At 72.5% G+C, this 10,600-nt stretch carries 10 protein-coding genes; 9 read left to right on the top strand and 1 reads right to left on the bottom strand.

From position 1 onward, the window contains the following. Positions 1–694 precede the first annotated feature (694 nt). The 3 genes from AB0D45_RS28435 to AB0D45_RS28425 all read left to right on the top strand — a co-directional run bounded on the left by AB0D45_RS28435 (position 695) and on the right by AB0D45_RS28425 (position 2,655). On the top strand, positions 695–1,348 hold the full coding sequence (locus AB0D45_RS28435; protein WP_362464183.1) for a DUF4360 domain-containing protein: 654 nt from the start codon (positions 695–697) through the stop codon (positions 1,346–1,348). Between the two features lie 50 nt (positions 1,349–1,398). Next, complete coding sequence (locus AB0D45_RS28430; protein WP_361609037.1) at positions 1,399–2,079, top strand: DUF4360 domain-containing protein; 681 nt, start codon at positions 1,399–1,401, stop codon at positions 2,077–2,079. Positions 2,080–2,409: 330 nt separating this feature from the next. After that, positions 2,410–2,655, top strand: coding sequence for a hypothetical protein (locus AB0D45_RS28425; RefSeq protein ID WP_362464180.1), 246 nt, complete (start codon positions 2,410–2,412; stop codon positions 2,653–2,655). Positions 2,656–2,696: 41 nt separating this feature from the next. Here AB0D45_RS28425 and AB0D45_RS28420 read toward each other — a convergent pair whose 3' ends face one another. Beyond that, positions 2,697–3,362 (bottom strand): HAD family acid phosphatase, encoded by a 666-nt coding sequence (locus AB0D45_RS28420; RefSeq protein WP_362464177.1) that lies wholly within the window; start codon positions 3,360–3,362, stop codon positions 2,697–2,699. A gap of 207 nt (positions 3,363–3,569) precedes the next feature. Here AB0D45_RS28420 and AB0D45_RS28415 point away from each other — a divergent pair, with 207 nt between their 5' ends. The 6 genes from AB0D45_RS28415 (at position 3,570) to gap (ending at position 10,418) form a co-directional block, all read left to right on the top strand. Further along, complete coding sequence (locus AB0D45_RS28415) at positions 3,570–4,388, top strand: serine protease (RefSeq protein ID WP_362464174.1); 819 nt, start codon at positions 3,570–3,572, stop codon at positions 4,386–4,388. Between the two features lie 161 nt (positions 4,389–4,549). Beyond that, a complete protein-coding gene (locus AB0D45_RS28410; protein WP_362464171.1) occupies positions 4,550–5,260 on the top strand; it encodes a response regulator transcription factor in 711 nt (236 codons plus the stop codon). Between the two features lie 134 nt (positions 5,261–5,394). Then, on the top strand, positions 5,395–5,715 hold the full coding sequence (locus AB0D45_RS28405) for a chorismate mutase (protein ID WP_361609029.1): 321 nt from the start codon (positions 5,395–5,397) through the stop codon (positions 5,713–5,715). 56 nt (positions 5,716–5,771) lie between these two features. Beyond that, entirely contained in the window at positions 5,772–8,273 is a 2,502-nt protein-coding gene (pepN, locus tag AB0D45_RS28400) for an aminopeptidase N (RefSeq protein ID WP_362464169.1), read from the top strand. Positions 8,274–8,342: 69 nt separating this feature from the next. Next, positions 8,343–9,299, top strand: a complete 957-nt coding sequence (locus AB0D45_RS28395) for a helix-turn-helix domain-containing protein (RefSeq protein WP_361609025.1) — start codon at positions 8,343–8,345, stop codon at positions 9,297–9,299. Between the two features lie 120 nt (positions 9,300–9,419). Further along, positions 9,420–10,418 carry a type I glyceraldehyde-3-phosphate dehydrogenase gene (gap, locus tag AB0D45_RS28390; RefSeq protein WP_361609023.1) on the top strand — a complete coding sequence of 333 codons (999 nt, stop codon included), beginning with the start codon at positions 9,420–9,422 and terminating at the stop codon, positions 10,416–10,418. Positions 10,419–10,600 lie beyond the last annotated feature (182 nt).

The raw sequence follows: 10,600 nt of genomic DNA, 5'->3' as shown, positions 1-10,600 counted from the left end.
GCCCCCCGCCGGGGGCCGCGGCCCCGCGGCGCGGGCTGCTCCCCCCCCCCCCCTTCCCCCGTTCCCCCGGGGGCCGCCCCGGCCCCCTGGGGGCTCCGCCCCCAGACCCTCGCGCCTCAAATGCCGGCGGGGCTGGGTTGGGCTGCGGACCCCGGGCCTCCGCGCTGCACACGCCGGCGGGGCTGGGTTGGGCTCCGCCCCCAGACCCCCGCGCCTCAAACGCCGGCGGGGCTGGGTTGGGCTGCGCTCACCGGGCCCCCGCGCCGGACAGCTGGGCTCGGTTGTGGCCGGACGCGGGTGTCGCCCGTCGTCGGCGGGGCCGGGTACTTCCGGCCTGTCGGAGGGGGACGGGGGACGGGGGCCGGGCGGGCAGGGGATGGGGCCGGGCAGTGGTGGCAGGTGGGGAGGCCGCTTGCGGCGAACCGTGCGAGCGGCGCGGCGAGCGCATCGGCCGGCCGGGGAACCGGACAACTGCCGTCCGCTGCCGGGCGACGCGGGCCGTCACGCCGCGGCGGGCCCGCTGATGGGCGGCGTGGGGCCGCGGCCGCGCTCGGCGGATCCGGCCAGGGGCACGGGCCGCGACGGCGTTGGCCGTATCCCGTCCTCCCCGCCCCCGCGGCAGCGTGATGGCATGTGCACGCCCAACCCCCTGCACGCCCAACCCCGTGCTCGTCCGCACGAATGGAGAACCGCAATGCCGCTCCGCAGAACGGCCGTCGGCGCCGCCGTCGCCGCAGCGACGGCCCTCGCCGTGCCCGCCCCCGCCCAGGCCGACACCCCCTCCGTCCCGCCGCCCGGCCGCATCACCGTCGACGTCGTCGGCGTCAACGGCTCCGGCTGCCCCCAGGGCACCGCGGACGTCGCCGCAGCCTCCGACAACACCGCGTTCACCGTCACCTACAGCAACTACCTCGCGCAGACGGGAGCCGGCTCCGGCGGCACCGAGTTCCGCAAGAACTGCCAGCTGGCCCTGCGCATCCACGTCCCCCAGGGGTTCACGTACGCCATCGCCCGCGCCGACTACCGCGGCTTCGCCCACCTCCAGCGCGGCGCCTACGGCCAGGAGCGGGCGAACTACTACTTCCAGGGCGCCGCCCAGACGGCCCGTACCACCCACCAGTTCAACGGTCCCGTCACCGACAACTGGCAGGCCGCCGACCGGACCGAGTACGCCGACCTGGTCTGGGCCCCCTGCGGCGAGGAGCGCAACCTCAACGTCAACACCGAACTGCGGGTCTACGCGGGCACGTCGAGCCCGCAGGCGCTGAGCTTCATGAGCATGGACTCGACCGACGGGAGCGTCAGCACCGTCTACCACTTCGAGTGGAAGGAATGTCCCGCCGCGTGACGCCGACGCGTGCGCGCGGGAAATCGACCCCACGGTCAGGAGTGACAACGATGTCTCGTCCCCCGTTCCGCCCCCTGCTCATAGGCGCCGCAGCCGCCGCCCTCATCGGCGCCTCGACGCCCGCCGTCGCCGCCGCCCCGATCACCGTCCCACCCGACAAGATCGTGATCGAGCTCGCCACCGTCAACGGCTCCGGCTGCCGCGAAGGCACCGCCGAGGTGGCCGTCGCCCCCGACAACACCGCCTTCACCGTCACCTACAGCGACTACCTCGCCCAGGTCGGCCCCGGCGCCCCGCCGACCGCCTTCCGCAAGAACTGCCAGCTCAACCTCCGCGTCCACGTGCCGTCCGGCTTCACCTACGCCATCGTGCAGGCCGATTACCGCGGCTTCGCCTTCCTCCAGCCCGGCGCGTCCGGCCAGGAAAGGGCGAGCTACTACTTCCAGGGGATGCCGCAGACGTCCCAGCGGACCCACCAGTTCACCGGCCCGCTCAACGACAACTGGCAGACGAGCGACAAGACCGAGTACGCCGACCTGGTCTGGGCCCCCTGCGGGGAGAAGCGCAACTTCAACATCAACACCGAACTGCGGGTGAACGCCGGCACCTCCAACCCGCAGACGTCCACGAGCTTCATGGCCATGGACTCCACGGACGCCAGCGTCAGCACCCTCTACCACCTCGCCTGGCAGGTCTGCCCCGGCGGCCCGAAGCAGGACCCGCATTCCTAGGAGGAGGGGGAGGGAGACCGAGGCGGGCCGGGGCCCCTGAGGTCCCGGCCCGCCTCCGAGAACGGCTCCGGGCCCGGCCCCCTGGCGAGGGGTCGGGCCCGGAGGCTCACTCGTGCGCTGGGATATGACTACCCGCTACATCCCCCCGCTGAACCGCAGCCGGCCCCTCATGTTCTCCCTCGTGACCCCGGCACCGCCGCCGAGCCGGGAGCCACAGCCGCGGGCGGTTGACGGAGCCGTGTGTTCCACTGCCGCGCCCCGGGCACTACGCAGGGGACGACGTGACGGGGGTGGAGCATGCGCCGGGAAAACTGGTCCACGATCAGTTCCGTGCTGACCTGGGGGGTGTGGGGGGTGCTGGGCTGGATCCTGCTGGATCCGGACCTGCGGGGCGTCCAGGAGGGACTCGGCTGGTGGATGACCGCCATAGCCCTGGCTCCCCTGCTGGTCACCGGCGTGCTCATAGTCCTCTGTGACGCGCCCGGGGAGGCCGGTGACGACGACGGCTCCGACGAGGTGCACTGGACTCACGGATCACAGGGCTGCGGCAGCATGCACGGAGGGTGCGGGGGCTGAGACGGCGGCCGCCGGGCGGGCGGCCGCCGAGGGGTGCCCGGTCAGGACAGCTTGCCGCCGTAGTCGGGCAGCTTGACGGTGCGTTCGGCGTGGCCGCCGACGAGGTCGCTCTCGTTGTTCCCGATGTTCGCGATGATCGTGTAGCCGCGGGCCTCGATCTCCGCCCGCTTGGCCGTCTTGTACGCGCTGACCTGCTCGAACAGCGCCGGCAGGTCCCGTACGTACAGCCCGCTGACCGGGTAGCCGACCGACTTCAGGTTGCGCTCGGTCAGCGAGTACACGATCCCGGGGCGGGCGGTGACGAAGAAGATGGCCACCCCGCGGTCGTTCGCGTACCGGGTCAGCGCGCGGACCTTCTCGATCGCGGGCGTCGGGAACGTCCAGAACCAGTGGAAGTCCGTCTCCAGTGACGAGTTGTCGATGTCGAGGACGATCGCGGGCCTCTCGCCGGCGGGGGACGCGGCGATGCGCTGCTCGATGGCGGGACGGGCGGCGTCGATGACGGCGGCCACGTCGCGCTGCCAGGCGGTGTAGTCGATGCCGAGGATCGCCGCGTTGCCGCCGGGGGCGGAGGAGGCGGCCGGCACCGGGGCCGGTGCCGTGGTGGCCGCGGCGGCGCCGGTCGGCAGCAGGGTCACCACGGCTGCCGCGGCGGCCACTGCGGCGGCGGCAGTACGGGAGGGGCGGGTGCGGGGGGTGCGGCGCATGGGGGGCGCTCCTCGGTCACGGATTGGCATGTACGTGACCAGAGTTGGCCAGAACCGCACCCCTGTCTACTGGCCGGTAGGAAACTTTTCGCGACCGTCCGGTGAATGGCGTTTCGCCCCCTCGCCGAAAGCGCCGGAAGGTGTCCGAAAACACGTTCTTGTTGGTGCCCGTCCCGCGGATGTGTCATGGACTCGTCATTCATCCCGATGGCACGCACAGCCCAACCCCCCACGAAAGGCAGTGTGTTGACCGTGACCACCCTTGGCAGACTCATCAAGCGCACCCTCGCCGTCGGCGCCGTCACCCTCGCCGCCGTCAGCCTCCAGCCCGCCGGCGCCAACGCCGCCCCCACCCCCGTCGTCGGCGGAACCCGCGCCGCGCAGGGGGAGTTCCCCTTCATGGTCCGCCTCTCCATGGGCTGCGGCGGAGCCCTCTACACCCAGCAGATCGTGCTCACCGCCGCCCACTGCGTCAGCGGCTCCGGCAACAACACCTCCATCACCGCCACCGCCGGCGTCGTCGACCTCAACAGCTCCGCCGCCACCAAGGTCAGGTCCACCAAGGTGCTCCAGGCCCCCGGCTACAACGGCAAGGGCAAGGACTGGGCCCTGATCAAGCTCGCCAAGCCCGTCAACCTGCCCACCCTCAAGATCGCCGACACCAAGGCGTACGACAACGGCACCTTCACCGTCGCCGGCTGGGGCGCCGCCCGCGAAGGCGGCAGCCAGCAGCGCTACCTCCTCAAGGCCCAGGTCCCCTTCGTCTCCGACGCCTCCTGCCAGAGCTCCTACGGCAACGAGCTCGTCCCGGCCGAGGAGATCTGCGCCGGCTACGCCCAGGGCGGGGTCGACACCTGCCAGGGCGACTCCGGCGGCCCCATGTTCCGCCGCGACAACACCAACGCCTGGATCCAGGTCGGCATCGTCAGCTGGGGCGAGGGCTGCGCCCGGGCCGGCTACCCCGGCGTGTACACCGAGGTCTCCACCTTCGCCGCCGACATCAAGGCGGCGGCGGCCACCCTGTAACCCTCCTCCTCCCCGTCCTCGCCGCCGGACCCCCACCCGCGCCGGCCGCGAGGACGGGGCACGGCGGCCCGCACCGCCCCACCGGTTGCGGGCCGCAGCCCGCGCGGGTCCCATGGGAGGGATCCAGCGGCAGCGGCGGGCGACAGTGGGGCAGGCGGCGCATGACGATCAGAGTGGTCATCGCGGACGACCAGGACATGGTCAGGGCCGGATTCCGGATGATCCTCGAAAGCCAGTCCGACATAGAGGTCGTCGCGGACGTCGCCGACGGCGAAGCGGCCCTCGCCGCGGTCGCCGAGCACCGCCCCGACGTCCTCCTCCTCGACATCCGCATGCCGAAGCTCGACGGACTGGAAGTCACCCGCCGGCTCTGCGGACACGGCGGCCGGGGCCCAGACGACGGCCAGGGCGGGCCCGACGGGCACAGCGGGCCGGACGCCCCGCACATCGTCATCGTCACCACCTTCGACCTCGACGAATACGTCCACGCGGCCCTGCACGGCGGCGCGTCCGGCTTCCTCCTCAAGGACGCGAGCCCGGCCATGCTCGTCGAAGCCGTCCGGGCGGCCGCCGTCGGCGACTCCCTCGTCTCACCCGCCATCACCGTGCGGCTGCTGCGCGACATGGCCCCCCGCCTCCCCGCCGCCCACCCGGCCCGCCGCCCCGCCGAACCCCTCACCGAGCGGGAACGGGACGTCGTACGCCGCCTCGCGCGGGGGCTGACCAACGCCGAGATCGCCGGCGAGCTCTACGTGTCCCTGTCCACCGTCAAGACCCACCTGGCCAACGTCCAGGCCAAACTGGACGCCCGCAACCGCGTCGAGATCGCGGCCTGGGCCTGGGAGAGCGGCCTCGCCGCCACCCCGGCCTGAGGGGAGGACCGCGACGGGGGTCGGCCTGCGCACCCTGCCCCTCCGGGGCCTCTCTTCCGGACCACCGCGGGCCCGCGTCTCACGGACCGGCTGGCCGAGGTACCCGCGGCGCCCGCCACGTATTCTCGGGAACCATGAACAACAGCGACATCGACGAGATCGACGAGAACGTCACCGCCGAACTGTCCCGCCTGCGCGACAGCATCGACAACATCGACGCGGCCGTGGTCCACATGCTCGCCGAGCGCTTCAAGTGCACCCAGCAGGTCGGCCACCTCAAGGCCAAGCACCACCTGCCGCCGGCCGACCCGGGCCGCGAGGCCAGCCAGATCGCCCGCCTGCGCCAGCTCGCCGAGAACGCCAAGCTCGACCCGGCCTTCGCCGAGAAGCTCCTCAACTTCATCATCGCCGAAGTCATCCGCCACCACGAGACCATCGCCGCCGGCGAAGAGTAGAGCCCCGCCCGCCGTGACCCTGGGGCCCCGCGCCGCCTTCCGGCAGCATGGGCCCCATGTCCGCACTGACGCGCAACGAAGCGCAGCTCCGAGCACAGCTCCTCGACGTCCACAGCTACGTCGTCGGCCTCGACCTCACCACCGGCGACGAAACCTTCGAGTCCGCCACCGTCATCGAGTTCACCGCCCGCGCCGCCGCGGACACCTTCGTCGAACTGAAACCGGACGAGCTGCGCTCCGCCACCCTCGACGGCCACCCCCTCGACCCCGCCACCCTCACCGGCAGCCGCCTCCCCCTCACCGGCCTCACCCCCGGCCGCCACGAGCTGCGCATCGACGCCCGCATGCGCTACTCCCGCACCGGCGAGGGACTGCACCGCTTCACCGACCCCGCCGACGGGGAGACGTACGTCTACTCCCAGATGTTCATGGACGACGTCCAGCGCGTCTTCCCCGCCTTCGACCAGCCCGACCTGAAGGCCGTCTTCCGGTTCACCGTCACCGCCCCCGCGCACTGGACCGTCCTCACCAACGGCATCGCCACCCGCTCCGAAGACCGCGCCGGCGACGGCGCCGGCATCTGGCGGTCCGCCCCCACCCCCCTCATCTCCACCTACCTCGCCGCCGTCGCCGCAGGCCCCTGGCACAGCGTCACCACCGAACACGCCGGACTGCCCTTCGGCATCCACTGCCGCGCCTCCCTCGCCCCCCACCTCGACGCCGACGCCGACGAGATCCTCTCCCTCACCACCGCCTGCTTCGACCGGTACCACGAGAAGTTCACCGAGCCCTACCCCTTCGACTCCTACGACCAGGCCTTCGTCCCCGAGTTCAACGCCGGCGCCATGGAGAACCCCGGCCTGGTCACCTTCCGCGACGAATTCGTCTTCCGCTCCGCCGTCACCGACACCGAACGCCAGCGCCGCGCCATGGTCATCGCCCACGAAATGGCCCACATGTGGTTCGGCGACCTCGTCACCCTCGCCTGGTTCGACGACATCTGGCTCAACGAGTCCTTCGCCGAGTACATGGGCTACCAGACCCTCACCGAAGCCACCCGCTTCACCGGCACCTGGACCGAGTTCGGCATGGAACGCAAGCCCTGGGGCTACGCCGCCGACCAGCGGCCCTCCACCCACCCCGTCGCCCCCGGCCCCGACGACGTCCCCGACACCGCCTCCGCCCTCCTCAACTTCGACGGCATCTCCTACGCCAAGGGCGCCTCAGCCCTGCGCCAGCTCGTCGCCTGGCTCGGCGAGAAGGACTTCCTCGCCGGCATCAACACCCACTTCACCCGCCACAAGTTCGCCAACGCCTCCCTCGCCGACTTCGTCGACTCCCTCGCCGCCCACACCGACCGCGACGTCCACACCTGGGCCGAGACCTGGCTGCGCACCACCGGCACCGACACCCTCATCCCCCGCCTCCACGAAAGCGCCGACGGCTGGACCCTCACCGTCGACCGCCACGGCAGCCGCCCCCACCACATCGCCGTCGGCACCTACGCGACCACCCCCGACGGCGGCCTCGAACGCACCGAACTCCTCGACCTCGACGTCCCCACCGACGAGGTCCTCTCCGCCGCCGGCCCCCGCCCCGACCTCCTCGTCCTCAACGACGGCGACCTCGGCTACGCCAAGATCCGCCTCGACGAAACCTCCCTCGAAACCGCCCTCCGCGGCCTCTCCCGCATCCCCGACCCCCTCACCCGCGCCGTCGTCTGGGGCTCCCTGCGCGACATGGTCCGCGACGGCGAACTCGACCCCTTCGACTACCTCCACACCCTCGACGCCCACATCCCCGAGGAATCCGACCTCGCCGTCGTCCAAGGCGTCCTCGGCTTCGCCCGCACCCAGATCGCCGACCGCTACGTCGCCCCCGCCGACCGCGACACCGCCCTCGGCCTCATCACCTCCGCCACCCGCGCCCTCCTGCGCCGCACCGAGGACGGCACCGACCCCGGCCTGCGGCTCGCCGCCGTACGCGCCCTCATCGACAGCGCCACCCAGCCTGACACCATCGCCGCCTGGCTCGCCGACGGCACCGTCACCGGCGGCCCCGAACTCGACCCCGAACTGCGCTGGAGCATCCTCGCCCGCCTCGCCGTACTCGGCGCCGCCGACGAAACCGCCATCGACACCGCCCTGGCCGCCGACCCCAGCGCCACCGGCCGGCAGGGCGCCGCCCGCTGCCGCGCCGCCCTGCCCACCCCGCAGGCCAAGGCCGCCGCCTGGCAGCGCCTCTTCCACGACGACACCCTCTCCAACCACCTCTTCACCGCCACCGCCCAGGGCTTCTGGCAGCCCGAGCAGAGCGACCTCGTACGGGACTACGTACCGCGCTACTACCCCGACGCCGTCGCCCTCGCCGCCCGCCGCGGCCCCGCCATCGCCGAGGCCGCCGGCCGCTGGGCCTTCCCCGCCCACGCCATCGACGAGGCCCACCTGCAGAGCGGCCACCACTGCCTGGAGGACCCCGAGATCCTCCCGATGCTGCGCCGCGCCCTCGTCGACCAGCTCGACGACCTCGCCCGCGCCCTGCGCGTCCGCGGCGCCTGACCCCGCCGTCGGGCGGCCACCGCAGCACCCCCGGCCGCCCGACGGGCCCAGCCGCGTACCCTTTGTCCCGTGCCACCCTCCCGCCTGCATCGCGTCGCCGTTCTCGTGCTCGAGGGGGCCAAACCGCTCGACGTCGGCATCCCCGCCCAGGTCTTCACGACCCGCGCGAGCATGCCGTACGAAGTCCGGGTGTGCGGCGCCGCACCCGGCCTCGTCACCGGCGGCGACGGACTCTCCTACTACGTCACCCACGGCCTCGAAGCCCTCGCCTGGGCCGACATCGTCTTCGTCCCCGGCTACCGCCACCCCGACCGCGACGACCCGCCCCAGCCCGTCCTCGACGCCCTCACCGCCGCCCACCGGCGCGGCGCACGCCTCGCCGCCATCTCCACGGGCGCCTTCGCCCTCGCCGCGACCGGCCTCCTCGACGGCAGACGGGCCACCACCCACTGGCACTACGCCCGCGCCCTCGCAGCCAAACACCCCCTCGTCCACGTCGACGAGAACGTCCTCTTCGTCGACGAGGGCAGCGTCCTCACCTCCGCCGGCGCCGCCTCCGGCATCGACCTGTGCCTGCACGTCCTGCGCCGCGACCTCGGCATCGCCGCCTCCAACCACGCCGCCCGCCGCCTGGTCGCGGCCCCCTACCGCAGCGGCGGCCAGGCCCAGTACGTACCGCGCAGCGTGCCCGAACCCCTCGGCGAACGCTTCGCCGCCACCCGCGAATGGGCACTGCACCGCCTGGGTGAACCCCTCACCCTCGAAACCCTCGCCCAGCACGCCGCCGTCTCCCCCCGCACGTTCTCCCGGCGCTTCGTCGAGGACACCGGATACACCCCCATGCAGTGGGTCATGCGGGCCCGGATCGACCTCGCCCGCGAACTGCTGGAACGCTCCGGACGCAGCGTCGAGCAGATCGCCGCCGACGTCGGCCTCGGCACCGGCGCCAACCTGCGCCTGCACTTCCAGCGCATCCTCGACACCACCCCCACCGAATACCGCCGCACCTTCACCCACGGCCAATGACCAGGGACACGGCCGCTGACACGGATGGCGAGATCCTTTTGAACAGTGGCGATCGCGCCCCTGTCACCTCCGGACGCGGCGAGCGAACCTGATGGCGCGAACAGAAGGGACACAGCACACATGACTCGCATCGCCATCAACGGATTCGGCCGCATCGGACGCAACGTGCTGCGCGCGCTCCTCGAACGCGACAGCGACCTCGAGGTCGTCGCGGTCAACGACCTCACCGAGCCCGCCACCCTCGCCCGGCTGCTCGCCTACGACACCACCTCCGGCCGGCTCGGCCGCCCGGTGACCGTCGACGGCAACACCCTCGTCGTCGACGGCCGCCGCATCGCGGTCCTCGCCGAACGCGAACCGCAGCAGCTGCCCTGGGCCGAGCTCGGCGTCGACATCGTCCTCGAAGCCACCGGCCGCTTCACCTCGGCCGAGGCCGCCCGCGGCCACATCAAGGCGGGCGCCCGCAAGGTCCTCGTCAGCGCCCCCTCCGACGGCGCCGACGTCACCCTCGCGTACGGGGTCAACAGCGACGCCTACGACCCCGACCTGCACACGATCGTCTCGAACGCCTCCTGCACCACCAACGCGCTCGCGCCGCTGGCCGCCGTACTCGACGACCTCGCCGGCATCGAACACGGCTTCATGACCACCGTGCACGCCTACACGCAGGAGCAGAACCTGCAGGACGGCCCGCACCGCGACCCCCGCCGCGCCCGCGCCGCCGCCGTCAACATCGTGCCCACCTCGACGGGCGCGGCGAAGGCCATCGGCCTCGTCCTGCCGCAGCTCGACGGGAAGCTGTCGGGCGACTCGATCCGCGTACCGGTACCGGTCGGCTCCATCGTCGAACTCAACACCACCGTCGCCCGCGACGTGACGCGCGAGGACGTCCTGGCCGCCTACCGCGCGGCGGCCGAGGGCCCGCTGGCCGGAGTGCTCGAGTACTCGGACGACCCGCTGGTGTCCTCCGACATCACCGGCAACCCCGCCTCCTCGATCTTCGACTCCGCACTCACCCGCGTCGAGGGCCGCCACATCAAGGTCGTCGCCTGGTACGACAACGAGTGGGGCTTCTCGAACCGCGTGATCGACACCCTCACCCTCCTCGCCACCCGCTGACCCCCCGCCGGGACGCACCCGGCCCCCGTACGAGCGCCGCAGTTGGTTCTGACCTGGCAACTGCGGCGCTCACCCATGCCCGCACGCCCCCCATCGGTGCCTCAAAGAAGGAAGGACAAACCCCGGCGGTTACCCCATTCGGGTCGGATCGTTGTACCGGACGGGTGTCACACCACCCCCGG

This window comes from Streptomyces sp. NPDC048352 (assembly GCF_040651895.1).
Lineage (GTDB): Bacteria > Actinomycetota > Actinomycetes > Streptomycetales > Streptomycetaceae > Streptomyces.
Note: the sequence above shows the minus strand (reverse complement) of the source record. Positions and strands in the feature narration are given on the sequence as shown.

What these genes read in the sequence shown, in the direction of transcription:
- pepN (WP_362464169.1), top strand. Translation starts at nt 5,772, where the DNA reads ATGTCCGCACTGACGCGCAACGAAGCGCAGCTCCGAGCACAGCTCCTC.
- gap (WP_361609023.1), top strand. Translation starts at nt 9,420, where the DNA reads ATGACTCGCATCGCCATCAACGGATTCGGCCGCATCGGACGCAACGTG.
- AB0D45_RS28410 (WP_362464171.1), top strand. Translation starts at nt 4,550, where the DNA reads ATGACGATCAGAGTGGTCATCGCGGACGACCAGGACATGGTCAGGGCC.
- AB0D45_RS28435 (WP_362464183.1), top strand. Translation starts at nt 695, where the DNA reads ATGCCGCTCCGCAGAACGGCCGTCGGCGCCGCCGTCGCCGCAGCGACG.
- AB0D45_RS28420 (WP_362464177.1), bottom strand. Translation starts at nt 3,362, where the DNA reads ATGCGCCGCACCCCCCGCACCCGCCCCTCCCGTACTGCCGCCGCCGCA.
- AB0D45_RS28415 (WP_362464174.1), top strand. Translation starts at nt 3,570, where the DNA reads ATGGCACGCACAGCCCAACCCCCCACGAAAGGCAGTGTGTTGACCGTG.
- AB0D45_RS28430 (WP_361609037.1), top strand. Translation starts at nt 1,399, where the DNA reads ATGTCTCGTCCCCCGTTCCGCCCCCTGCTCATAGGCGCCGCAGCCGCC.
- AB0D45_RS28405 (WP_361609029.1), top strand. Translation starts at nt 5,395, where the DNA reads ATGAACAACAGCGACATCGACGAGATCGACGAGAACGTCACCGCCGAA.